We start from the raw sequence: 24,910 nt of genomic DNA, 5'->3' as shown, positions 1-24,910 counted from the left end.
ATTTAGAGGACAGATTAGAAAAAATCTGTTTAAGTTAGATTGATCCCAATTAAATAAAATGAGATTTGCATGATCCCTAGAAAGACAATCAAAACTAACCCTTAAATCAAAAAGAATGCGGATTAGCTTGCTATTATAATTTAAACGCAAGGTTTACAACAGGTGAGCGTTCAAAATTTAATCAAAATAATGTAAAATTAGAGCAATTATACCGATGTCTAGTGGCATCAATTCAAGCTAACTAAAAGGCGAATTTAAATGATTAAAAGCATAGAGATTGAAAATTACAAAAATTTTAAGCACTTTAAAATGGAAAATTTTAAATAAAGAAAGTTGAAAGGTTAGAAGAAACAACCTTTAAAGGTTGTTTGCTAAAATCTCACTTCATTTGCAAAGCCACTTCTTCAGCGAAATTCTCTGCCTTTTTCTCAATGCCTTCGCCTAATTCAAAACGCACATACTCAGTGATTTTTAAATCATCGTTTAATTCTTTGGAACAATCAGCAACCACTTGAGCGATAGTTTTTTTATCGTCCATGACATAGAATTGCCCTAAAAGGGTTAGGCGTTGATCAATAAGGGTGTTATCAGCGATAAACCTTTCCATTTTTCCAGGAACGATTTTATCCCAGATTTTTTCAGGCTTGCCTTGCTCTTTTAGTTCGTTTTCAAAAGCCTTTTTTTGATGGGCTAAAACTTCATCGCTCAATTCAATGCGGCTCCCAAAAGTGGGGATGTTTTTCAAAGGTTTGCCCAATCGTTTAGCCTCTTCATTGTCTTTTTCAATTTCAGCGATCAAGGCTAAAGTTTCTTTTTTGACAAAATCAAGGCTAAAGTCTTTGCAATCTAATACTTGAGGTTTCATCGCTGCAGCATGCATAGCGATGTTTCGGGCTAGTTCCACCACTTTTGGAGCGTTTTTCTCATTATTGTATTTTATACCGATTAGCACGCCCACTCTGGCGTTAGAATGCGCATAACCATTGACAATATGAGAGCTAAGGGCTTTTAAATGAGCGATTTTTCTCACTAAAATGTTTTCACCAATCACAGCGATTTGAGAGTGCAAATATTCTTCAAAAGGCTTGTTGTCTAACGGGCTTTTAAGCAACTCTTCTGGGGTGTGAATATTATGGGCTTTGATCGTTTCTAAAGTTTTTTTCACCAATTCCTTAAAGCCCTCATTTTTAGCCACAAAATCCGTTTCGCTATTGATTTCTACCATCATTGCGCTTTTAAAATCAGGCGCTACTTCTAAAGCGACCACGCCCTCAGCAGCGATCCTATCGGCTTTTTTAGCGGCTTTACTCAAGCCTTTTTCGCGCAAGAAATCAATGGCCTTTTGCAAATCCCCAGCCACTTCCACAAGGGCTTTTTTGCAATCCATCATGCCCGCATCGGTTAAGTCCCTTAATTTTTTGACTAATTGAGCGCTAATTCCTGACATTATTCGGCTCCTTGAGTGATTTCTTTTTGGATTTCAGCGAGCATTTCTTCTTTTTCTTCATTGCTCACGAACTCTATCTCTTCGCTATTTTCATCCGCATGGACGATTTCTTCTTGCATGAGTTCTCGCCCCTCTAAAATCGCTTCGCTCATTTCTTTACAAAATAGCCTAATAGAGCGGATCGCATCGTCATTTCCAGGAATGGGGTAATCCACTAAATCAGGGTCGCAGTTAGTGTCTAAGGGAGCCACGATAGGGATATGGAGTTTCCTTGCTTCAGCGACAGCGATTTTTTCTTTAGCCACATCAATCACAAAAATCATATCAGGGATTTTTTTCATGTGGCGCACCCCGCCAAGATACTTGTCCAGCTTTTCTTTTTTCCTTAAAATCATGAGCTTTTCTTTTTTAGTCAATAGATCAATTTGACCGCTATTTTCCATTTCTTCAATGATTTCTAATTTTCTCACCGATTTTCTAATGGTGCTAAAATTAGTCAGCATGCCACCAAGCCAGCGGTAATTGACATAAGGGACTTGAATGCTTTCAGCAAATTCTTTCAAAGTCTCATTGGCTTGTTTTTTAGTGCCTACAAACATGATGCTCTTGCCTTGAGCGCTCGCATCGCGCACGATATTATAAGTGTATCTAAAATAGCGCAAGGTTTTTTGCAAATCAATAATATGGATATTTTTCCTAACGCCAAAAATGAATTTTTTGGTTTTAGGGTTCCAACGCCTTGTTTGGTGTCCAAAATGCACACCGCATTCTAATAAATCTTTCATGGTTACCATGAGAATATTCTCCTTAAAGTTATTTTGGTTCTCTTCCTCCATGCTCATTTGATTCTTAAATTTCTTAAGAACACCTAAATACAAGGATTAGCATGTGTGAATTTGACGCTGTCTTTGCCTTTGATTCCTATAAAATGATAGAAAAACGACAAAACCCTATGATTATAGCAAAAGATTAAGGTTTTTTAGCTTAAGTAAAAAAAGGCTTTTAGGCTATAATAAAAACAAAATAGAATTTTAGGATAGCTTTAATGGATACAAAAAGACAATGCATGGCTTTAAAGGCTTCAGCAGGGAGCGGGAAGACTTTCGCTTTGAGCGTGCGGTTTTTGGCCCTATTGTTTAAGGGGGCTAATCCTAGCAAGATTTTAACGCTCACTTTCACTAAAAAAGCCACCGCCGAAATGAAAGAACGCATTTTAGACTATTTAAAAATTTTGCAACAAGAAAACCTTGAAAATGAAAAAGAAAAATCCCAAAATATCCTAAAAGAATTAGAAGAAAAATACCATTTAGACCCTGATTTGGTGCGAAATAGCGCTCAAAAAATCTACCAACGCTTTTTAAACGCCGAAATCAGAATCAGCACCATTGATGCGTTTTTTCAAAGCATTTTAAGGAAATTTTGCTGGTTTGTGGGGTTGAGCGCGAATTTTGAAGTCAATGAAGACACCAAAGCGCACCAACAACAGCTTAATGAGGGTTTTTTGAGCGCTTTAAATGGCGAACAGCTTGAAGAATTGAGCGTTTTTATCGCTCAATGCTTAAGTTATGATAGTTACACAAGCGATTCTATTTTAGAGCGGTTGCGTTTTTTAAAAAACAAGCTCTATTTATTTGATCCTAATAAAAAAGAGCCTGCATTTGATGAAAAGGGTTTTTTAGAAAAACTAAGGAGCTTAAACGAACAAATTCAAAGCATAGAAACAGCGTCAGATAGGGCTAAAACAGCCATTAAATGCGATAGTTTTAGGGGATTTTTAAACAGCTCTTTAACCTGGCTTAAAAAAAAGAGCGAATATCAATCTTTCAAAAAACTTAAAAGTGAAATCCCCACTTTAGAGAGCGAATGCGAAGAGATTGAAAACGATTTAAAACGCTATTATGAAGCCAAAGAAACCGCAATATTTAAAAAATTCCCTAAATTCATCCAACTTTATGATAACGCCACTTCTAAAATCCAAGCCTTAGATTTTGATGCGATTAAAGATAAGGTCCATGTCTTATTGAATGGTTATGAAGAAATGCCGGCGGAGTTTTTTTATTTCAGGTTGGACAGCAAGATCGCGCACATTTTGATTGATGAATTTCAAGACACGAGCTTGAACGATTATAAGATTTTAGCCCCTTTTATTGATGAGATTAAAGCCGGGATAGGGCAAGCAAAATGGCACAGGAGCGTGTTTTTTGTGGGCGATGTCAAGCAGAGCATTTATGCCTTTAGGGGGAGTTTTAGTTCTTTGTTTGAAAGCGTTTCTAAGGATTTTTACCACGATAATTTGGAATTCAACCACCGCAGTGCGCCTTTAATCATTAATTATGTGAACACCATTTTTAAAAAGGCTTATCAAAATTCCCCCACCGCTTATTTGGAGCAAAAATACCCTAAAACTTCTCAAAATAAACATGTTACAGAGGGCTATGTTAAAGTCTCTTTAGTGGCTGATGAAAGAGAATTGTTATTAGATCGGGTCTTACAAGAAGCTAAAAACCTTTTAGAGCATCGTATTGAGCCTAAAGATATTACCATTTTATGCGCCACTAATGACGACGCTTTAGAAATCAAAAATTATTTGCAAGAGCGTTTGAGCGAAATTTGCCCAAGCACGGAATCTAGCGCAAAATTGTCTCAATTTGTAGAGTCTAAAATCATTAAGAACGCTTTAGAATACGCTCTAGCGGAAGAACCTTACAAGCCCTTTTATAAGCACAGCGTTTTAAAACTCGCTGGATACTTGCATGATGATGTGATCGCTTTAGCTGGTTTTAACCCTAAAAAAGAGAGCGTGGCAGGCTTTGTGTGGAAGGTGATGGAATGGTTTGAGCTTTATGGAGAGCCTGCACAAAGCTGTTTGGAATTAGCGGTTGGGTGCGAAGACGCCGATGGATTTTTAGAAAAATTAGAGGCTAAATCGATCGCTTCTTCCCATTCAAAAGGCGCTCAGATCATGACCATTCACAAATCTAAAGGCATGCAATTCCCTTATGTGATTGTGTGCGAACGCTTGGGCAAGCCTAATTCAAGCCATTCCAATCAACTCCTTGAAGAATATGACGGCGCAGAGCTTCTTCGCCTTTATTACAGAATGAAAAATCGTGAGGTCGTGGATAAAGATTACGCCAGGGCTTTAGACAAAGAAGAAGCGGCCAAAGATCACGAAGAAATTAATGTGTATTATGTCGCATTCACTAGGGCTGAGTTAGGGCTGATTGTCGTGGCTAAAGACAAAAAAGAAAGCAAAAAAGAAAGCAAAAACAAAACAATGCGCGAACAATTGGATCTTGCGCCTTTAGAAGAGGGGGAAATTATGCCGGTTATTTCTCCACAAAAAGAGCCTTTAATTACAAGCACTCTCATCAAACCCCATGCCTATGGCGAGCAAGTCCAAGAGATAGAAGAAGAGCCAGATAGCGATTATGAAAAGAATAACGACCAGGAAGCGATCAATTTTGGTATCGCCTTGCACAAGGGATTAGAATACCAATACGCTTATAATATTCCTAAAAAAAGCGTTTTAGAATATTTAAACTACCATCATGGTTTTTATGGTTTGGATTATCAAGCGTTAGAAGAAAGTTTAGAGCTTTTTGAAAATGATATGGAAATACAAACTCTTTTTAAAAATCATGCCTTAAGGGGTGAAGTGGCTTTTTTATTTGAAGGGGTTGTGTCTAGGATTGATGTTTTATTGTGGGATAGGGGGCAAAATTTGTATGTTTTAGATTATAAAAGCTCTCAAAATTACCAACAAAGCCATAAGGCTCAAGTGTCTCATTACGCTGCGTTTTTAAAAACTCAAGCCCCCCATTTTAAGATACAAGCGGGCATTATTTACGCTCATAAAAGACTGCTTGAAAAATTATGGGTCTGAAATTAAAAATTTTAAGGTTGTCTATGAATCTCAAAAAAACAGAAAACGCGCTCAGTTTGACGCTTAAGAACTTCATTAAAAGCGAGTCTTTTGGAGGGATTTTCCTCTTTTTGAACGCTGTTTTAGCAATGGTGGTGGCCAATTCGTTTTTAAAAGAAAGTTATTTTGCGCTATGGCACACCCCTTTTGGGTTTCAAATAGGGGATTTTTTCATCGGCTTTAGTTTGCACAACTGGATTGATGATGTCTTAATGGCGTTATTTTTTTTAATGATAGGTTTAGAAATCAAGCGAGAATTGTTGTTTGGGGAGTTATCCAGTTTCAAAAAAGCTTCTTTCCCTGTGATTGCGGCTCTTGGGGGCATGATAGCTCCAGGATTGATTTATTTTTTCCTTAACGCTGATACGCCCTCTCAGCATGGTTTTGGGATCCCTATGGCGACGGATATTGCGTTCGCTTTGGGCGTGATCATGCTTTTAGGCAAGAGGGTGCCAACCGCCTTAAAGGTTTTTTTAATCACTCTAGCGGTGGCTGATGACTTAGGGGCTATTGTGGTGATCGCGCTCTTTTATACCACGAATTTAAAATTCGCATGGCTTTTAGGGGCTTTAGGGGTGGTTCTTATTTTAGCGGTGTTAAACCGCTTGAATATCCGCTCGCTTATCCTTTACTTGCTTTTAGGGGTGTTGCTTTGGTTTTGCGTGCATCAAAGCGGTATCCATGCGACAATCGCTGCAGTGGTTCTAGCTTTTATGATACCGGTGAAAATCCCTAAAGATTCTAAAAATGTAGAGCTTTTGGAATTAGGCAAACGATACGCAGAAACGAGTTCAGGAGTGCTTTTGACCAAAGAGCAGCAAGAAATCTTGCATTCCATTGAAGAAAAAGCGAGCGCTTTACAAAGCCCTTTAGAAAGGTTGGAGCATTTTCTAGCCCCCATCAGCGGGTATTTCATCATGCCCTTATTTGCGTTTGCAAACGCTGGGGTGAGCGTTGATTCTAGCATCAATTTAGAAGTGGATAAGGTGCTTTTTGGGGTTATTTTAGGGCTTTGTTTGGGCAAGCCTTTAGGGATTTTCTTAATCACTTTTATAAGCGAAAAGCTTAAAATCACCGCACGCCCTAAAGGCATCAGCTGGTGGCATATTTTAGGGGCTGGGCTTTTAGCAGGGATTGGCTTTACCATGTCTATGTTTATTTCTAATCTGGCTTTCACTAGCGAGCATAAGGACGCTATGGAAGTGGCAAAAATTGCGATTTTACTCGGATCTTTGATTTCTGGGATCATAGGGGCTTTGTATTTATTCGCGCTAGATAAAAGAGCAGCTTTAAAGAAATAGCTAAAAATGCTATAATTTGAGATTAAAACATCTTTTAAGGAAATTAAATGGGACAAATTAAAGACATTCTAACAACGCTTTTACCCCTTGTGGTGTTGTTTCTTATTTTTTATTTTTTGATTGTTCGCCCGCAACGCCAGCAACAAAAAAAGCACAAAGAAATGATAGAGGGCTTGACTAAGGGCGATAAAATTGTCACTCAAGGAGGGTTCATCGTTGAGGTGCTTAAAGCGGAAGCGAATTTTTTTAGCGTGAAACTCAATGATGACACCACCGCTAAACTTTCTAAAAACTATGTAGCGTTCAAATTAGACGAATTGGATCAATTTGGTTTGGCAGAGCCTATAGTCATTCAGCAAGGCAGAGAAGAAATTTCGGCAAGATTATCCGGCACTAAGACTTTGAAACAACGCCAAATAACAACTGAATGAAACTTTTTAACGCTCGTTTAATCGTTTTTATTTGCGCGCTTCTTTTAGGGGTAGGGTTTTCTGTGCCTTCTTTGCTAGAAACTAAAGGCCCTAAAATCACTTTAGGTTTGGATTTAAGGGGGGGGTTGAACATGCTTTTAGGGGTACAAACCGATGAAGCTTTAAAAAACAAGTATTTAAGCCTGGCGTCCGCTTTAGAATACAACGCTAAAAAGCAAAATATCTTGCTTAAAGACATTAAATCCAGCCTAGAAGGGATCAGTTTTGAGCTTTTAGATGAAGATGAAGTGAAAAAATTAGACGCGCTTTTATTGGAATTGCAAGGTCATAGCCAGTTTGAAATCAAAAAAGAAGCGGGGTTTTATAGCGTGAAGCTCACCCCTTTAGAGCAAGAAGAATTGCGTAAAAACACGATCTTGCAAGTGATAGGGATCATCCGTAACCGCTTGGATCAATTTGGTTTGGCAGAGCCTGTAGTTATCCAACAAGGCCGAGAAGAAATTTCGGTGCAATTGCCCGGCATTAAAACTTTAGAAGAAGAACGGCGCGCTAAAGATTTGATTTCAAGATCCGCTCATTTGCAGATGATGGCAGTGGATGAAGAACACAATAAAGATGCGATGAAAATGACGGATTTAGAGGCTCAAAAATTAGGCAGCGTGTTGTTGTCTGATGTGGAAATGGGGGGTAAAATCTTGCTCAAAGCGATCCCCATTTTAGATGGCGAAATGCTTACAGATGCGAAAGTGGTGTATGACCAAAACAACCAGCCGGTGGTGAGCTTCACGCTGGATGCGCAAGGGGCTAAGATTTTTGGGGATTTCTCAGGCGCGAATGTGGGCAAACGCATGGCGATCGTTTTAGACAATAAGGTTTATTCAGCCCCAGTGATCAGAGAGCGTATTGGCGGAGGGAGCGGGCAAATTAGCGGGAATTTTAGCGTGGCTCAAGCGAGCGATCTAGCGATCGCTTTAAGGAGTGGGGCGATGAGCGCGCCCATTCAGGTTTTAGAAAAAAGGATTATAGGCCCGAGTTTAGGGAAAGACAGCATTAAAACTTCCATTATCGCTCTAGTTGGGGGTTTTATTTTAGTGATGGGCTTTATGGCGCTTTATTACTCCATGGCTGGGGTAATCGCTTGTTTGGCGTTAGTGGTCAATCTTTTTTTGATCGTGGCGGTCATGGCGATTTTTGGAGCGACGCTGACTTTACCGGGAATGGCGGGGATTGTTTTAACCGTGGGGATTGCCGTGGATGCTAATATCATTATCAATGAGCGCATTAGAGAAGTCTTAAGAGAGAATGAGGGCATCGCTAAAGCGATCCATTTAGGCTATATCAATGCGAGTAGAGCGATTTTTGATTCCAATATCACTTCCTTGATCGCTTCAGTGTTATTATACGCTTATGGCACAGGAGCGATTAAAGGCTTTGCTCTCACCACAGGCATTGGGATTTTAGCCTCTATCATCACCGCTATTGTAGGTACGCAAGGGATTTATCAAGCCCTTTTACCTAAACTCACCCAAACAAAAAGCCTTTATTTTTGGTTTGGCGTGAATAAAAGAGCTTAGGAGGTTTTATGGAATTATTCAAACAAACTAGAATCTTAAGCTTCATGCGTTATTCCAATTACGGGGTGGTTGTTTCAGCGATCTTAGTTCTTCTAGCGTTGGGGCTTTTGTTTTTTAAAGGGTTTTCTTTAGGGATTGATTTTGCGGGGGGGAGTTTGGTGCAAGTGCGTTACGCTCAAAACGCCCCCGTTAAAGAAGTGCGCGATCTGTTTGAAAAAGAAGCTCGCTTTAAAGGCGTGCAAGTGAGCGAATTTGGCTCTAAAGAAGAGATTTTAATCAAATTCCCTTTTGTGGAAACGGCTGAAAATGAAGACTTGAACGCTATCGTGGCTAACATTTTAAAACCCAGCGGCGATTTTGAAATCCGTAAATTTGACACCGTGGGGCCTAGAGTGGGGAACGAGTTGAAAGAAAAGGGCATTTTGTCGCTGATTTTAGCCCTAATGGCGATCATGGTTTATGTGAGTTTCCGCTATGAATGGCGTTTTGCTTTAGCGAGCGTTATTGCACTTGTGCATGATGTGATTTTAGTGGCAAGCTCAGTGATTGTTTTTAAGATTGATATGAATTTGGAAGTGATTGCGGCTTTACTCACTTTGATTGGGTATTCCATTAATGATACGATCATTATTTTTGATCGGATCAGAGAAGAAATGCTCTCTCAAAAAACCAAAAACGCCATTCAAGCCATTGATGAAGCCATTTCCAGCACGCTCACGCGCACGCTTTTAACTTCTTTAACCGTGTTTTTTGTGGTGTTGATTTTGTGCGTGTTTGGGAGTAAGATCATCATTGGCTTTTCATTGCCCATGCTAATAGGCACGATTGTAGGGACTTACAGCTCTATTTTCATCGCCCCTAAAGTAGCGTTATTGTTAGGTTTTGATATGGGTAAATATTATGAGAATGAGGCTAGAAAAATCAAAAAAGCTCAAGAGAAAGAAAAAATGCGCCGCTTGTATGAGGGCGGTCAAGTTTAAGGAGTTTCTATGGATTGGGGTCGGGTCGTTCATGTGCTGTTCAGCCTTATTTCTTTAACCACCATTGCAGGGTTTTTGTATGAGCCTAATACGGTGGTGTTGTTTGTAGCGTTAGCTTTAAATCTTATTTCTGTTACGCTTAAAATTGGGGTGATCAAGCGTTTCGCTTCAGAGCTGTTGGCCAGCTCTTTAGCTACCGTGTTGCACCTCATACCGGCGTTTGTGTTTTTACAGATTTTAAATAATTTGGTTACCGCTTACATGCTCATGATCGGGGCGTTGATTAGCAACGCTTTCAGCCTCATCTTTTTGTTGATTGAAAGCGTTGTAACGAGCGAAACGGATTAAGGGGTAGTTGATGGATTTTATCAATATAGAAAAAAAATGGCAAGAATTTTGGTGGAAAAATGAGAGTTTTGAGCCTAAAGACGATTTTAACCTCCCTAAAAAGTACATTTTGAGCATGTTGCCTTATCCTAGTGGGGAAATCCACATGGGGCATGTGCGCAACTACACTATTGGCGATGCTTTGGCGCGTTATTATCGTTTGCACCATTATAATGTGTTACACCCTATGGGGTTTGATTCTTTTGGGATGCCTGCGGAAAATGCGGCCATTAAGCATGGTATCCACCCTAAAACCTGGACTTATGAAAACATTGAAGCCATGCAAAAAGAGTTTGAAGCTTTAGGGTTTTCTTTTTCTAAAAACAGGGAATTTGCCACTTCAGATCCGGATTACACGAAATTTGAACAGCAATTTTTCATTGACTTGTGGGAAAAGGGGCTAATTTATCGCAAGAAAGCCATGCTCAATTGGTGCCCTAACGACAAAACCGTTTTAGCTAATGAGCAAGTCATTGATGGGAGGTGTTGGCGTTGCGACACAGAAGTCATTCAAAAAGAACTCTATCAATATTATTTGAAGATCACAAATTACGCTGAAGAATTGTTAAAAGACTTAGAGACTTTAGAAAATCATTGGCCTTCTCAAGTCCTAACCATGCAAAAAAACTGGATAGGGAAATCTAGCGGGTTGCAATTTGGTTTTAAAATCGCTGATGAGTGCTTGAAAGCTTGCAACGGCATTCAAGAAATTGAAGTTTTTACCACAAGAGCGGATACCATTTATGGCGTAACTTACATCGCCATCGCCCCAGAACACCCTTTAGTAGAGCATGCCATTAAGCAAGTGAGCCAAGAAGATTCAAAGATGATTAAAGCGATTTTAAACACGACTCAAAGAGAAAGAGCCTTAGAGAAAAAAGGGGTGTTTTTAGGCGTTTATGCTATCCACCCTTTAACGAAGCAAAAAATCCCTGTTTGGGTGGCTAATTTCGCCCTAGCTAATTATGGTTCTGGGGCGTTAATGGGCGTGCCAGCCTGCGATGAAAGGGATTTTGAATTCGCTAATCTTTATCGTATCCCTATTAAAGTGATCACTCAAAGCCTTCAAAATTTGCCCCACACCAAAGAAGAGGTTTTAAAAAATAGCGGGGAGTGGAGCGATCTTTCTAGCTCAGTGGCCAGAGAACAAATCATCGCTTATTTTGAAAAAGAAAACCTCGGTAAAAGGGTGATCAACTACCGCTTGCAAGATTGGGGAGTGAGCCGTCAAAGGTATTGGGGAGCGCCCATTCCTATGATTCATTGCAACAATTGCGGGATTGTGCCTGAAACCCAACTGCCGGTAACTTTACCTGAAGACATTGTGATTGATGGGGAGGGCAATCCGTTAGAAAAGCATGCGAGTTGGAAATTCGCTCAATGCCCTAAATGCCATAAAAACGCTTTAAGAGAAACAGACACCATGGATACTTTCATCCAGTCTAGTTGGTATTTCTTGCGCTACACCACGCCCAAAAATCAGCGTGAAAATCAAGCGTTTGATCAAAATTACTTGAAGTATTTCATGCCGGTGGACACTTATATTGGCGGCATTGAACATGCGATTTTGCACTTGTTATACGCGCGCTTTTTCACTAAGGCTTTAAGGGATTTGGGCTATCTTCATTTAGATGAGCCTTTTAAACAACTTATCACCCAAGGCATGGTCTTAAAAGATGGCGCTAAGATGAGCAAATCTAAAGGCAATGTCGTTAGCCCTAAAGAGATACTTAAAAAATACGGGGCTGATGCCGCAAGGCTTTTTATCCTTTTTGCTGCCCCACCGGCTAAAGAATTGGAATGGAATGACAGCGCTTTAGAGGGGGCGCACCGGTTTATCAAGCGCTTATACGATAAAGCGAACGCCATTACCCCTACCACTTCCAAGCCTGAATTTAAAGGAGTGAGCCTGAATGAAGCGCAAAAACTAGCTCGTAAAAAAGTCTATGAAGCGTTAAAAAAATCGCATGAAATTTTCAATAAGGCTGAAAGCGCTTACGCGTTTAACACTTTGATCGCAAGTTGCATGGAAGCTTTAAACGCTTTGAGTGCACAAAATAATGAGCAAATTTTATGCGAAGGTTATTTTGTGTTGTTGCAAATTTTAGAGCCTATTATCCCACACACCGCATGGGAGTTGAGCGAGAGGCTTTTTAAAAGAGAGAATTTTAAGCCTATAGCGATCGATGAAGACGCTTTGATGGAAGACTTTATGACTTTAGGGCTTACCATTAATGGCAAAAGGCGCGCGGAATTGAAAGTCAATATTAACGCCAGCAAAGAAGAGATTATTGTTTTGGCTAAAAAAGAATTAGAGAAATATTTAGAAAAGGCGAGCGTTAAAAAAGAAATTTATGTGCCTAATAAGCTTGTTAATTTTGTTATCGCATGAGGGCTTTACTTTTTTTATTTTATTGTTTTTGTTCAAGGGCTGTGGGTATAAGCCCATTGCGGCTTACGCTCAAAACGCTTTAGGCGATAGCGTATATGTGAAACTCATTGTGAATTTGCCTAACCCTGAAAACTCCGTAGAGTTTAAAGACTTGATGAATCGTTTAGTCGTGCAACGCTTCCAAAACCGCCTAGCGAGTGAAAAGGATGCGGATTCCATTATTATTATAGAAATCACGAATGTAACCGATACGAGCATCACGCAAAATAAAGAAGGTTTTACGACTTTCTATCGCGCAACCGTGTCTGTGAATTACACCTATGATAATAAAAGAGGCACACAAAAGACTTTTCAAAATAGCGGGTATTACAATTACGCCGTGAATTTGCAAGACCCCCTTAACACCTACCAGAACCGCTATTACGCTATCAATCAGGCTGTGGAACAAACTTTGACTAAATTTGTGGCTCAAATCGCTTATGAGGGGAAGTTCAATAATGAAAAATAGCTCTTTGAATGGATTAAAGGCGTTTTTAGAAACAAAGCCTAAGGAATACCATAAATTTGACCCTAGCCGTTTCATTCAAATTTATAAAGATTTTAAAAACGCTTTTTTTGAGATTCAAGCCAAAGTCATTCATGTGGTAGGGACTAATGGTAAGGGCAGCACAGGGCGGTTTTTAACCCTTTTGTTAGCCGATCAAAATTTTAAGGTGTTGCATTTCACCTCCCCTCATGTTTTTGAATTTAGGGAGCGCTTTTTTTTGAATGGTTCTGTTGTTGAAGAAAGCGTTTTAGAAAACGCACACCAGCAATTGCAATCGCACGCTTTCAGCAACGCTTGCTCGTATTTTGAATACGCCACCTTACTAGCCGTCATGCTCGCTAAAGATTGCGATTATTTGGTTTTAGAAGCGGGGCTTGGGGGGGAGTTTGACAGCACGAACGCTTTAGAAAAAACCCTAAGCGTTTTCACCCCCATTGATTACGATCATAAGGAATTTTTAGGGGATAGTTTAGAAAGCATTGCGACTACCAAATTAAAAGCGATGGGCCCTCTTAGTATCATCGCTCCCCAACAAGAATTGGTTTTAAATATCGCTCAAAAGATCGCCAAAGACAAACATGCGCAATTGATTGTGGTTCAAAACGAGATTTCACAAGAAGTGAAAGCCTATATTGAACGCCACCATTTAGCCCATTTTTTAGCGATGAATTTAGAAGTGGCTCTAAAAGCGTTTGAAACGCTATTGCCATGCAATAAACAAGAAGTTTTAAAAAACCTAAAACCCCTAAATTTAATCGGCCGTTGCGAGCTTTTAAGCCCTAATATCTTAATAGATGTGGGGCATAACCCCCATAGCGCCAAAGCCTTAAAAGAAGAAATCAAGCGCGTTTTTAACGCTCCAATCGTTTTGATTTATAATTGCTATCAAGATAAAGACGCTTTTTTGGTGCTAGAAATTTTAAAGCCTGTGGTTAAAAAGGTTTTGATTTTAGAATTGCATAATGAAAGAATTATCCAATTAGAAAAACTTAAAGGGATTTTAGAAACTTTAGGGTTAGAACACGCTTTGTTTGAAGATGTGGAAGAAAATGAAAATTATTTGGTGTATGGCTCATTTCTGGTAGCCAACGCTTTTTATGAACGCTATCAAAAGAAGAGGGATTGATGCCGCAAAACCAGCTTGTGATCACCATCATTGATGAATCAGGCTCTAAACAGCTCAAATTTTCTAAAAATTTAAAACGCAACCTCATCATTTCTGTTATCATTCTTTTATTGATCGTGGGGCTTGGCGTAGGGTTTTTAAAATTTTTAATCGCTAAAATGGATACGATGACAAGCGAGAGGAATGCGGTTTTAAGGGATTTTAGGGATTTGTATCAAAAAAATTACACTTTGACAAAAGAGATTAAAAACAAGCGAGAAGAGCTTTTTATTGTGGGGCAAAAGATTCGTGGGTTGGAATCCTTGATTGAAATCAAAAGAGGGGCTAATGGGGGCGTGCATCTTTATGATGAAGTGGATTTAGAAAATTTGAATTTGGCTCAAAAACATTTAGCGCTCATGCTCATTCCTAATGGCATGCCCCTAAAAACTTATAGCGCGATCAAACCCACCAAAGAAAGGAACCACCCCATTAAAAAAATTAAGGGCGTTGAATCCGGGATTGATTTTATCACGCCATTAAACACGCCTGTGTATGCGAGCGCTGATGGGATTGTGGATTTTGTGAAGACCAATTCTAATGTGGGGTATGGGAACTTGGTGCGCATTGAGCATGCGTTTGGGTTTAGTTCCATTTACACGCATTTAGATCATGTCAATGTGCAGCCTAAAAGCTTTATCCAAAAAGGGCAATTGATTGGCTATAGCGGGAAGAGCGGGAATAGCGGGGGCGAAAAATTGCATTATGAAGTGCGGTTTTTGGGTAAAATTTTAGACGCAGAGAAATTTCTAGCATGGGATTTGGAGCATTTCCAAAGCGCTTTAGAAGAAAATAAATTTATTGAATGGAAGAATTTGTTTTGGGTTTTAGAAGATATTGTCCAGCTCCAAGAGCATGTGGATAAAGACGCTTTAATAAGCCAGTAAGGATTTTGGTGTTTTTAGACAGGCGTTTGATTGTAATGATTACAGACTCTAAAGGGAGTCGTTACATTAATGTGCATATCCTATTCCGTCAAATTGGCTTGTATGCGCTTTTGAGCGTCATAGGTTCTTTGTTGTTTTTGGGGATTTCATTATTGGTTTTGAATCAAGAAATTAGAAACATTGACCATCAGCATGCCCTAATCACTAAAGAATTTGAGAAAAAAAAAGAAACTAACGAAAAGCTTTCTTTGCAAATGGATGAGTTTTTAGACGATTTGCAACTCTCAGGGGAGCGCATCAACGATCTAGAAGAAGTGGTGGGGGTGAATAGGCCTGAAGAAAAAGAAGAGGGGGATTTATCAAGCCGCTTAGATGTCGCTGGGATTACTGGGCTTCAAAAAAGCTTTATCATGCGCCTTATCCCTAACGACTACCCGCTAGAGTCGTATCGGCGCGTTTCAGCCGCCTTCAATAAAAGAATCCACCCTATTTTACACATCTTGCACAACCATACCGGCCTTGATCTAAGCACCGCTATTAACACCCCTGTGTATGCGAGCGCGAGCGGGGTAGTGGGGTTAGCGAGTAAGGGGTGGAATGGGGGGTATGGGAATTTGATTAAAGTTTTCCACCCTTTTGGTTTTAAAACCTACTACGCCCATTTGAATAAAATTGTCGTAAAAACGGGCGAATTTGTCAAAAAAGGGCAGTTGATTGGGTATAGTGGTAACACAGGAATGAGCACAGGGCCGCATTTGCATTATGAAGTGCGCTTCTTAGATCAACCCATAAATCCCATGAGTTTCACCAAATGGAACATGAAAAATTTTGAAGAAGTTTTCAATAAAGAAAGGAGCATCAGATGGCAATCTTTGATAACAATAATAAATCGGCTAATGCAAAAACAGGACCAGCGACTATCGTCGCTCAAGGCACAAAAATAAAGGGTGAGCTTCATTTAGATTACCATTTGCACGTAGATGGCGAATTAGAAGGGGTGGTGCATTCTAAAAGCACGGTGGTGATCGGGCAAACCGGCTCGGTAGTGGGTGAGATTTTTGCTAATAAATTAGTGGTCAATGGCAAGTTCACTGGCACGGTGGAAGCGGAAGTGGTAGAAATCATGCCTTTAGGGCGCTTGGATGGTAAGATCTCTAGCCAAGAGCTTGTGGTGGAAAGGAAGGGGATTTTGATTGGGGAAACCCGCCCTAAGAATATTCAAGGGGGGGCGTTGTTAATCAATGAGCAAGAAAAGAAAATTGAAAATAAATAGGGAATGATCCAATCTAGTCTTTATAGAGCCTTAAACAAAGGCTTTGATTATCAAATACTCGCTTGTAAGGATTTTAAAGAATCCAAGCTCGCTAAAGAAGTCATAAACTATTTTAAGCCACATATTAAAGCCGTTCTTTTCCCGAAGTTTAGGGCTAAAAAAAACGACGATTTGCGTTCGTTTTTTGAAGAATTTTTACAGCTTTTAGGGGGTTTGAGGGAGTTTTATCAAGCCTTAGAAAACAAGCAAGAAACTATCATCATTGCCCCTATTAGCGCGTTATTACACCCTTTACCCAAAAAAGAACTTTTAGAGAGCTTTAAAATCACTCTTTTAGAAAAATATAACCTTAAGGATTTGAAAGACAAGCTCTTTTATTATGGCTATGAAATTTTAGACTTGGTGGAAGTGGAAGGCGAAGCGAGCTTTAGGGGGGATATTGTGGATATTTATGCACCCAATTCTAAAGCGTATCGCTTGAGTTTTTTTGACACGGAGTGTGAGAGCATTAAGGAATTGGATCCCACCACTCAAATGAGCCTCAAAGAAGATTTGTTAGAAATTGAAATCCCCCCCACGCTTTTTAGTTTGGACGAATCATCTTATAAGGATCTAAAAACAAAAGTGGAACAAAGCCCCTTAAATAGCTTTTCTAAAGATTTAACCAGTTTTGGTTTGTGGTTTTTAGAAGAAAAAGCGCAAGACTTGTTAAGCGTTTATAAAAGCATCATAAGCCCCAAAGCTTTAGAAGAAATTCAAGAATTAGCGAGCTTGAACGAATTGGATTGTGAGCGTTTCAAACCTTTAAAAACCTTAGAAACCCATCAAGGCTATGAAGATTTAGAAATCCATGCGCGTGCAATGGAAAGTTTTATCGCTTTGCATTCAAATCGTAAAATCACGCTCCTAGCCCCCAATAAAACGATTTTAGACAATGCCTTAGGCGCACTTGAAAGAAGCCACATTCAATGCGTCATCGCCCCTTTTGTGTTGAATTTTAAAACCCCTGATGAAATTTTTATCTCGCTCAATTCTTTTGAAAGGAAGAAAAAACGCCAAAAATCCAAGCTCGCTTTGAACGAATTGAATGCGGGCGAGTGGGTGGTGCATGATGATTATGGGGTGGGCGTGTTTTCTCAATTAGTCCAGCATAGCGTTTTAGGGAGCAAGAGGGATTTTTTAGAGATCGCTTATTTGGGCGAAGACAAACTGCTATTGCCGGTAGAAAATTTGCATCTAATCGCTCGTTATGTGGCGCAAAGCGATAGCGTGCCGACTAAAGACCGGCTAGGGAAGGGGAGCTTTCTCAAATTAAAAGCTAAAGTCAGGACTAAGCTTTTAGAGATTGCAAGCAAGATCATTGAACTAGCGGCTGAACGCAATTTGATCCTGGGTAAAAGGATGGATGTGCATTTAGCGGAGTTGGAAGTCTTTAAATCGCATGCGGGGTTTGAATACACCAGCGATCAAGAAAAAGCCATCGCTGAAATTTCAAAGGATTTAAGCTCTCACAGGGTGATGGATAGACTTTTGAGTGGGGATGTGGGTTTTGGGAAAACAGAAGTGGCGATGCATGCGATTTTTTGCGCGTTTTTGAACGGCTTTCAAAGCACGCTAGTTGTGCCTACTACTTTATTAGCGCACCAGCATTTTGAGACTTTAAGGGCGCGTTTTGAAAATTTTGGCGTTAAAGTGGCTCGTTTGGATCGGTATGCGAGCGAAAAAAACAAGCTTTTAAAAGCGGTGGAATTAGGGCAAGTTGATGTTCTTGTAGGCACGCATGCGATTTTAGGCGCGAAATTCAAAAACTTGGGCTTAGTGGTGGTGGATGAAGAGCATAAATTTGGCGTGAAACAAAAAGAAGCTTTAAAAGAATTGAGCAAAAGCGTGCATTTTTTAAGCATGTCCGCTACGCCTATCCCGCGCACTCTAAACATGGCGCTCTCTCAAATTAAAGGCATTAGCTCTTTAAAAACCCCACCCACAGACAGAAAGCCCAGCCGCACTTTTTTGAAAGAAAAGAATGACGAACTCTTAAAAGAGATTATTTATAGGGAATTACGCCGTAACGGGCAAATTTTTTACATCCATAACCACATCGCTAGCATTTCAAAAGTCAAAACCAAGCTAGAAGGTTTAATCCCTAAACTCAAAATCGCTATTTTGCATTCCCAGATTAACGCTAATAAGAGCGAAGAAATCATGCTAGAGTTTGCTAAGGGGAACTATCAGGTTTTATTATGCACTTCTATTGTGGAATCAGGGATTCATTTGCCTAACGCTAACACGATTATTATAGATAATGCACAGAATTTTGGGCTGGCTGATTTGCACCAATTAAGAGGGCGTGTGGGGAGAGGCAAAAAAGAAGGCTTTTGCTATTTTCTCATAGAAGATCAAAAAAGTTTGAATGAACAGGCTTTAAAACGCTTGCTCGCTTTAGAAAAAAATTCGTATTTGGGCAGTGGGGAGAGTATCGCCTATCATGATTTAGAAATCAGGGGGGGCGGGAATTTGCTCGGGCAAGATCAGAGCGGGCATATTAAAAATATCGGTTATGCACTCTATACGCGCATGCTTGAAGACGCGATTTATGAATTGAGTGGGGGGAAGAAAAGGCTTGAAAAAAGCGTAGAAATCCAACTTGGCGTGAGCGCTTTTTTAAACCCTGAACTCATTGCAAGCGATAGTTTGAGATTGGATTTGTATCGCCGTTTGAGTTTGTGTGAAAATGTAGATGAGGTGGGGCAAATCCATGAAGAAATAGAAGACAGGTTTGGAAAAATAGACGATTTGAGCGCTCAATTTTTGCAAATCATTACGCTTAAAATCTTAGCCAACCAGCTTGGCATCCTTAAACTTTCTAATTTCAATCAAAACATCACCCTTACTTATAGCGATGAAAAGAAAGAAAGCCTGAAAGCCCCAAGCAAAGACGATAACGATATTTTAGAAACCCTTTTGAAACATTTGCGCGCTCAAATTTCTTTAAAACGGCGTTAAAAGCGTGTGATTTTAGCCTCAATTTGTTATTTTAAAAAAATTATTAAGAGAGTTTGTTGTAAAATAGGGATTTGCTAGGCCTTTAGTCGTTAAAAGGTAATTATCATTAAGGAGTTTTTAATCATGGCAGATATTCAAAGGCGTGATTTTTTAGGAATGAGCCTTGCTAGTGTTACAGCTATAGGGGCCATAGCGAGTCTGGTAGCGATGAAAAAGACTTGGGATCCGCTCCCAAGCGTTGTTTCAGCTGGTTTTACAACCATAGATGTGGCGAACATGCAAGAAGGGCAGTTCTCCACCGTGGAATGGCGTGGGAAACCGGTCTATATCCTCAAGCGTTCTAAAAAAGAGGGCTTTAATGAAAAGCGCGATTTTAAAGTTGGCGAGAGCGTTTTTACCACAGCCATTCAAATTTGCACGCATTTAGGGTGTATCCCCACTTATCAAGATGAAGAAAAAGGCTTTTTATGCCCATGCCATGGGGGGCGTTTCACTTCTGATGGCGTGAATATTGCCGGCACTCCCCCTCCGCGCCCTTTTGATATCCCGCCTTTTAAAATTGAAGGCACTAAAATCACTTTTGGTGAAGCCGGGGCTGAATACAAGAAAATGATGGCTAAAGCGTAAGGAGAATTCCATGGCAGAGATAAAAAAGGCGAAGAATTTGGGCGAATGGCTAGACATGCGTCTTGGCACTAACAAGCTTGTTAAAGTGCTAATGACAGAATATTGGATCCCTAAAAACATCAATTTTTTATGGGCGATGGGGGTGATTTTATTGACCCTTTTTGGCGTGCTTGTGGTCTCAGGGATTTTCTTGCTCATGTATTACAAGCCTGATGCGAAAATGGCGTTTGATAGCGTGAATTTCACCATCATGCAAGAAGTGGCTTATGGCTGGCTTTGGCGCCACATGCATGCCACGGCAGCGAGCATGATTTTTGTCATCATTTATATCCACATGTTTGTTGGCATCTATTATGGCTCTTACAAAAAGGGTCGTGAGATGATTTGGATTAGCGGGATGGTTTTGTTTGTGGTCTTTAGCGCGGAAGCCTTTAGCGGGTATATGCTGCCTTGGGGGCAGATGAGTTATTGGGCCGCAGCGGTTATCACCAATTTATTTGGAGGCATTCCTTTTATTGGGGCTGATGTGGTGGAGTGGATTAGGGGCAATTATGTCGTGGCGGATTCCACTTTAACGCGCTTTTTCATGCTCCATGTGTTTTTACTGCCCATTGCGATCATTCTACTTGTTGGGGTGCATTTTTATTCTTTACGCATCCCGCATGTCAATAACCAAGAAGGCGAAGAGATTGACTTTGAATTAGAAGAAAAGAAATTCATTGAAGGCAAGAAAAAAGAATCCAAAGTCATTCCTTTTTGGCCGGTATTCTTGTCTAAAGATATTTTTGTGGTTTGCGCGTTCATGGTCTTTTTCTTTTACTTGGTGTGTTACCACTATGATTTTGCGATGGATCCTATCAACTTTGAAAGGGCTAATAGCCTTAAAACGCCGCCTCACATTTACCCTGAATGGTATTTCTTGTGGAGCTATGAAGTCTTAAGAGGCTTTTTCTTTAGTGCTGATTTAGGGCTAATGGCCTTTGGCGTAGCGCAAGTGATTTTCTTTTTACTGCCCTTTTTGGACAGAAGCCCTGTGGTCGCTCCCGCGCACAAACGGCCAGCGTTTATGGTGTGGTTTTGGCTTTTAATCATTGATATGATTGTTTTAACGATCTATGGTAAATTGCCTCCGCTTGGGATCGGTAAATACATTGGCTTAGCGGGTTCAATCACTTTTTTAGCCCTTTTCTTTGTGGTATTGCCCATTATCACTATCGCTGAGAGCAAGAAACAAGGGGGTGTTAGATGAAAGAATTTAAGATTTTAATCATCCTTATTGTGGTGATAGGCGTGATTTATTATGGGGTTGAGCCTTATGCGCATTCGGTGATGCACCCTAAAGTCGCTCCGGCGGATTTTGCTTTCAAGGATTTAGAGCCGATGGATTTAAAAAATGGCGACGCTAATAAAGGCAAACAGCTTGTAGCCGAAAATTGCACCGCTTGCCATGGCATTAAATCCCAAAACATTCCAGCCCCTATGGACAGCCTTAGCGCGAGCAACTCTTTTGGGGTCGTGCCACCGGATTTAAGCCATGTGGCGGGGGTTTTGAACGCGAATTTCTTAGCCCACTTCATCAAAGACCCCGTGAAAACGGCGAAGTTGAGCCATAAATTCAACGATGAAAGGCCCTATCCTATGCCGGCGTTTTCTCAATTTAGCAATCAAGATTTGAGCGATATTGTAGCGTATCTCACTTCTATTTTGCCTAAAAATTTGAGCGATAAGGAAGTGTTTGCCCAAAGCTGTCAAAGGTGCCATAGCCTGGATTATGCTAAAGATAAGGCCTTTAGCGATCCTAAAGATTTAGCCAATTATTTAGGCTCTCATGCACCTGATTTGTCCATGATGATTAGGGCTAAGGGCGAACATGGCTTGAATGTTTTCATCAACGATCCGCAAAAGCTTTTGCCTGGCACGGCTATGCCTAGAGTGGGGTTGAGTGAAAAAGCTCAAAAACAAGTCATCGCATATTTGGAAAAAGCGGGCGATAGGAAAAAACATGAAAGGAATACCTTAGGGATCAAAATCATGATTTTCTTTGCGGTGTTGTCGTTCTTGGCTTATGCATGGAAAAGAAAAGTTTGGAGCGAAGTGCATTGAATTAAAAAAAAGGGGGGGAGAGCATGTAAGGGGCTTTTTCTATGAGACTAATCATCAATTTCTTTACGCTAAAAATAAGCTCGTATTCTACAAGAAATAGATAAATGAACGCAAATATGCTAATGAGTGAGTGTTTTCAAAAATTTTAAGACATTTTGTTCTCTTAAAATGTGGTTAGGCGAAAAGAAGCTTTCAATCTGGTGGTGGTTAGAAAATTCCTTTTTATGCTCATAAGCTTTTCTGATGTAGGGGGCAAACCCAAAAGGATTTTCTAAATCCTTTAAGGCACTTTTCAAACTCTCTTCATCTTTATCTAAAGTATCAAAATACTTGAGCAAGACTTCTCTGGTTTCATAGCTCAAAATATCTGAGCCTTTAAAAAAAGTGATGTCTGCATTAGCGACTCCATACACATAAATCGCATTGGGTTTAGGCAGGTTTGAATTCCACATGGGGCGAGAAGTTTGAAGGTTTTTTTCACCCTTATCGTTTTTAGAAAACTTGATTTCAATCCCCACCACATAATCAAAAATAAAAACCAAAAAATCAGGGTAATTTTGTGAGCCAAAAGGCTGGTATAAAAAATGGCTTGTAAGGTTTGAAAAAGGGTTTTTAAGGGTGTGTGGGTGATTTTTTTCTAAAACTTGCTTTTTGAGTTGGTTAAAAGTGGTTTTGATTTCTTTATTAGGCTTTTCTTCAATATGGCTTAATCTTTCTGTTAAATCGCCGTTGATTTCGCTAAAGTGTTTTTTTAATTCATTCCTAAATTGGTTTTCAAACTGCTCTCCTGTGTTAGAACTTGCAAAAAGCTTTCTCTTATTGGTAATTTCTTGGAACACTTTTTCAAGCATGCATTTCTTTTAATTTGCAATATTCTTCCACAAAATCATAAGTAGAAAACCCTAAAACTTGCGTGTTTTTATGAGCGAGTTTGTTAAAATCAATTTTATGGATAATCCTTAAAGCTTCTTTAGAATGGGCTTTGATGAAAAAATATTGTCGGTTTTTAATCAGTAAATTTGCATTGGTGATCTTTTCGTTATAATCATAAAAGCCTTGTCTCACCACCGCAAAATCCCATTGGTATTTTTCTTTGTTGAAATATTTTAGGGTGTGTGGTGTGTTGTTATGAATGTAAGTAATAAAGTCACTATGGCGGATTTTAGGGGGTGCAATGATGCGTTCGTCTTTAAGATTTAGGGCGATATTTTTATGCATATAGATTTGAAAAACGCATTTCACATCATAGGGCCGTTCATTAAAAATAAAAGCGTTTTTCTCTAAATCAGCGTTTAAAACCAATTTTGCACGCTTATCAATGTGTTTTTGAATAGAATAGCGTTTGAATAAATTGGGCAAAATAAACGCTGTAATAGGTGCTTCGTTTAAAGATTTGTTTAAAAAATCTAGGGCTAATTTCCCTCTATGCCCAAAAGGAGGGTTGCCAACAATGACACGCTTTTTATCAAACTCAATCAATTCCAACAGATAATCTTTTTTTTGAATGCCTTGAGCTTTAGGGGCAATATCAAGGGCGATGCAATCAGCAATCCCTAATTCTTTTAATGCATCAACAAAGCTCCCACTCCCTGCACTTGGCTCTAAAAAATGGAATGCGTTTAAGTCTAGCCCTAGATTTTGAATGATGAGATCTTTTAGTAAATCCAAGCAAAATCGTGCGATTTTGGGGTGGGTGTAAAAAGCGTCTAAATTCTTTTGCAAGGTAGCATTACTAGCCATTTTAATCCCATTTTAGTTGAAATCAAACCCACCCGCTTCGCCCAAACTCATGCTCTCATAAGCCGCATCCACATAGCTGTTGCGGATCTTGCAATTCAAAACCTTTTCGCATTTCAAACAACTCGTTACTTGCTTTTCTTCTTGGCATGCTTGTAATTTCAAAAGAGCGTCATTGAAACGCTCTTCATATTCTAATTTTTTAGCGCTATTTTGCATCATTCTCCCTTTAAATATTTTTCTAAAATCTGAGCTTCATGCTGGCTGGCTAAATAGCATTCGCTTTTTTCATGGTAGCTTTCCACGCTTTGCTCTAGCAAACGCTTTTTAACCCCCTTATCAAAATAAAACGCTTCCCCTTTAGCTTTTTCAACCATCAAGGCCAAAGGAAAGACTTCAAAAAGCTTTCGCAATTTCTTTTGCGGGTAGGAAAACATTCCGCCCTTTTTAACCAACACATGATGGACATCAGCCACCATAGATCCTGAGTATCGTAAGCGGTAATTTTCTGCAAAAAACCCTTCTAAAGCCTTTTTTAAGCCCAAAGAAAAATCCTTTTGATTGCCTCCGCTAGCGATGATTTTACCCTTATTTTCTAAAACGATGGTTTCTATAAAATGGAACTTGTTTTGATAAAAAGCGTAACGATAAACCTTGTCTAAAGCCACCACTAATTCAATTTTATGCCCAAAAACCACATAAAGGCTTGCAACTAAATTTTGCGCCTTATAATCCTTTTCATAAACCCCTATAATCGTGCCTACTAAGAAATTCGCCTCCATGACTGAACTCCCGTCTAGTGGGTCATAAGCGATCAGATAAGAGCCGTTTTCTTTAGTAACAGGCGTTTCTTTTTCTTCGCTAAAAACGCTTTTGATGTTTTCTAAACTCAAAAAATTTTCTTCTAAAAATTTGTCTAGGGCTAAATCCGCTTTAATAGGCGTATCCCCGCTGCTGTTTTCTAATTTAGTGTAACTCCCAGCGTCTGGCTTTTCTAAAATCTCTTGGGCTTTTTTAACCCCTTTTTCTAAAAGACTGATGATTTCTATAACGATGTTTGCATGCTTGCATTTAAAATGTTTGTAATCCATAAAAACCCTTTTATGATTTGATTAAAGATGCTAATATTTT

22 protein-coding genes and 1 pseudogene are annotated in these 24,910 nt (G+C 39.6%); 17 read left to right on the top strand and 6 right to left on the bottom strand.

The genetic code is table 11. The annotated features are described in order from the left end of the window. Positions 1 to 258: 258 nt before the first annotated feature. Positions 259 to 324 (top strand): annotated as a pseudogene (locus QT76_RS08745) (AAA family ATPase); the annotation flags it as partial. A gap of 55 nt (positions 325 to 379) precedes the next feature. Here the strand turns inward: QT76_RS08745 and tsf are convergent. Continuing rightward, positions 380 to 1,447: a translation elongation factor Ts gene (gene tsf / locus QT76_RS01240; RefSeq protein WP_033616264.1), complete on the bottom strand. Its 1,068-nt coding sequence runs from the start codon at positions 1,445 to 1,447 to the stop codon at positions 380 to 382. Further along, positions 1,447 to 2,241, bottom strand: coding sequence for a 30S ribosomal protein S2 (gene rpsB, locus QT76_RS01235; protein ID WP_000258276.1), 795 nt, complete (start codon positions 2,239 to 2,241; stop codon positions 1,447 to 1,449). The genes tsf and rpsB overlap by 1 nt, the downstream gene beginning before the upstream one ends. 251 nt (positions 2,242 to 2,492) lie before the next feature. Here rpsB and QT76_RS01230 point away from each other — a divergent pair, with 251 nt between their 5' ends. The 16 genes from QT76_RS01230 (at position 2,493) to QT76_RS01155 (ending at position 22,042) form a co-directional block, all read left to right on the top strand. Then, on the top strand, positions 2,493 to 5,333 hold the full coding sequence (locus tag QT76_RS01230) for a RecB-like helicase (RefSeq protein WP_033616263.1): 2,841 nt from the start codon (positions 2,493 to 2,495) through the stop codon (positions 5,331 to 5,333). Positions 5,334 to 5,356: 23 nt separating this feature from the next. Then, positions 5,357 to 6,673, top strand: coding sequence for a sodium/proton antiporter NhaA (nhaA, locus tag QT76_RS01225; RefSeq protein WP_033616262.1), 1,317 nt, complete (start codon positions 5,357 to 5,359; stop codon positions 6,671 to 6,673). Positions 6,674 to 6,720: 47 nt separating this feature from the next. Beyond that, a complete protein-coding gene (gene yajC / locus QT76_RS01220) occupies positions 6,721 to 7,104 on the top strand; it encodes a preprotein translocase subunit YajC (RefSeq protein WP_033616261.1) in 384 nt (127 codons plus the stop codon). Next, complete coding sequence (secD, locus tag QT76_RS01215; RefSeq protein WP_033616260.1) at positions 7,101 to 8,678, top strand: protein translocase subunit SecD; 1,578 nt, start codon at positions 7,101 to 7,103, stop codon at positions 8,676 to 8,678. Before yajC ends, secD begins: the two co-directional genes overlap by 4 nt. 8 nt (positions 8,679 to 8,686) lie before the next feature. Then, on the top strand, positions 8,687 to 9,658 hold the full coding sequence (gene secF, locus QT76_RS01210) for a protein translocase subunit SecF (protein WP_033616259.1): 972 nt from the start codon (positions 8,687 to 8,689) through the stop codon (positions 9,656 to 9,658). 9 nt (positions 9,659 to 9,667) lie between these two features. After that, entirely contained in the window at positions 9,668 to 10,006 is a 339-nt protein-coding gene (locus QT76_RS01205; RefSeq protein WP_000383778.1) for a DUF6394 family protein, read from the top strand. 10 nt (positions 10,007 to 10,016) lie between these two features. Then, a complete protein-coding gene (gene leuS, locus QT76_RS01200) occupies positions 10,017 to 12,437 on the top strand; it encodes a leucine--tRNA ligase (RefSeq protein ID WP_033616258.1) in 2,421 nt (806 codons plus the stop codon). Beyond that, positions 12,400 to 12,945 carry an LPS assembly lipoprotein LptE gene (lptE, locus tag QT76_RS01195; protein ID WP_050578739.1) on the top strand — a complete coding sequence of 182 codons (546 nt, stop codon included), beginning with the start codon at positions 12,400 to 12,402 and terminating at the stop codon, positions 12,943 to 12,945. Before leuS ends, lptE begins: the two co-directional genes overlap by 38 nt. Continuing rightward, positions 12,935 to 14,110, top strand: a complete 1,176-nt coding sequence (locus QT76_RS01190) for a bifunctional folylpolyglutamate synthase/dihydrofolate synthase (RefSeq protein WP_033616257.1) — start codon at positions 12,935 to 12,937, stop codon at positions 14,108 to 14,110. Before lptE ends, QT76_RS01190 begins: the two co-directional genes overlap by 11 nt. Continuing rightward, positions 14,110 to 15,036 carry a M23B family cell shape-determining DD-metalloendopeptidase Csd2 gene (csd2, locus tag QT76_RS01185; protein ID WP_033616256.1) on the top strand — a complete coding sequence of 309 codons (927 nt, stop codon included), beginning with the start codon at positions 14,110 to 14,112 and terminating at the stop codon, positions 15,034 to 15,036. Before QT76_RS01190 ends, csd2 begins: the two co-directional genes overlap by 1 nt. An 8-nt stretch (positions 15,037 to 15,044) precedes the next feature. Continuing rightward, positions 15,045 to 15,980: a peptidoglycan DD-metalloendopeptidase Csd1 gene (gene csd1 / locus QT76_RS01180; protein WP_033616255.1), complete on the top strand. Its 936-nt coding sequence runs from the start codon at positions 15,045 to 15,047 to the stop codon at positions 15,978 to 15,980. Between the two features lie 26 nt (positions 15,981 to 16,006). Next, complete coding sequence (locus QT76_RS01175) at positions 16,007 to 16,309, top strand: polymer-forming cytoskeletal protein (protein ID WP_000557865.1); 303 nt, start codon at positions 16,007 to 16,009, stop codon at positions 16,307 to 16,309. Between the two features lie 3 nt (positions 16,310 to 16,312). Continuing rightward, entirely contained in the window at positions 16,313 to 19,312 is a 3,000-nt protein-coding gene (gene mfd / locus QT76_RS01170) for a transcription-repair coupling factor (RefSeq protein WP_033616253.1), read from the top strand. Positions 19,313 to 19,435: 123 nt separating this feature from the next. Continuing rightward, a complete protein-coding gene (locus tag QT76_RS01165; RefSeq protein WP_000763654.1) occupies positions 19,436 to 19,939 on the top strand; it encodes a ubiquinol-cytochrome c reductase iron-sulfur subunit in 504 nt (167 codons plus the stop codon). 10 nt (positions 19,940 to 19,949) lie between these two features. Next, positions 19,950 to 21,188, top strand: coding sequence for a cytochrome b (locus tag QT76_RS01160; RefSeq protein ID WP_033616252.1), 1,239 nt, complete (start codon positions 19,950 to 19,952; stop codon positions 21,186 to 21,188). After that, a complete protein-coding gene (locus tag QT76_RS01155; RefSeq protein WP_033616251.1) occupies positions 21,185 to 22,042 on the top strand; it encodes a cytochrome c1 in 858 nt (285 codons plus the stop codon). Before QT76_RS01160 ends, QT76_RS01155 begins: the two co-directional genes overlap by 4 nt. A 119-nt stretch (positions 22,043 to 22,161) precedes the next feature. On the opposite strand, the gene QT76_RS01150 is transcribed toward QT76_RS01155, so the two are convergent. Genes QT76_RS01150 through QT76_RS01135 form a run of 4 tightly spaced genes read right to left on the bottom strand, consistent with a single transcriptional unit; the run spans position 22,162 to position 24,870 of the window. Continuing rightward, positions 22,162 to 22,893, bottom strand: a complete 732-nt coding sequence (locus QT76_RS01150; protein WP_033616249.1) for a hypothetical protein — start codon at positions 22,891 to 22,893, stop codon at positions 22,162 to 22,164. Continuing rightward, entirely contained in the window at positions 22,886 to 23,782 is an 897-nt protein-coding gene (locus QT76_RS08320; protein WP_033616248.1) for a type II methylase, read from the bottom strand. Before QT76_RS08320 ends, QT76_RS01150 begins: the two co-directional genes overlap by 8 nt. A gap of 12 nt (positions 23,783 to 23,794) precedes the next feature. Then, on the bottom strand, positions 23,795 to 23,998 hold the full coding sequence (locus QT76_RS01140; RefSeq protein ID WP_001912263.1) for a hypothetical protein: 204 nt from the start codon (positions 23,996 to 23,998) through the stop codon (positions 23,795 to 23,797). Beyond that, positions 23,998 to 24,870, bottom strand: coding sequence for a class 1 fructose-bisphosphatase (locus tag QT76_RS01135; protein ID WP_033616247.1), 873 nt, complete (start codon positions 24,868 to 24,870; stop codon positions 23,998 to 24,000). The genes QT76_RS01140 and QT76_RS01135 overlap by 1 nt, the downstream gene beginning before the upstream one ends. Between the last annotated feature and the right edge of the window lie 40 nt (positions 24,871 to 24,910).

This window comes from Helicobacter pylori SA37A (assembly GCF_000476015.1).
GTDB lineage: Bacteria > Campylobacterota > Campylobacteria > Campylobacterales > Helicobacteraceae > Helicobacter > Helicobacter pylori_DB.
Note: the sequence above shows the minus strand (reverse complement) of the source record. Positions and strands in the feature narration are given on the sequence as shown.